The sequence below is a fragment of the Pseudomonas sp. SDO5522_S412 genome, from assembly GCF_054071215.1.
Map to the genome: position 1 here is coordinate 1 of NZ_JBSVWQ010000466.1, position 247 is coordinate 247.

General features: G+C 53.8%; 1 pseudogene. It reads right to left on the reverse strand.

From position 1 onward, the window contains the following. Nucleotides 1–50: 50 nt before the first annotated feature. Nucleotides 51–247 (reverse strand): annotated as a pseudogene (locus tag ACW9I6_RS32460) (hypothetical protein); the annotation flags it as partial.

Genomic DNA, 247 nt, shown 5'->3' on the forward strand with positions numbered 1-247 from the left:
AAAGCAAGAGCACGGCGGCCTGAAAGCCGACCTGAGTGTTAAAAGCCAGATCAAAGACCAGAGCGAAAACAGATCTGCTTTTCTGTAGGAGCTGGCTTGCCGGCGATGCAGACAACTCGGTCTTCCAGACACACCAAGGTGATGCCATCGCCGGCAAGCCAGCTCCTACATTTGAACCGTGCCCGCTTTAGGTTTTGATTTTGCTCTTCAACACTCAAGCCGGCCGGTAGGCCGCTGTGCTCTTGAT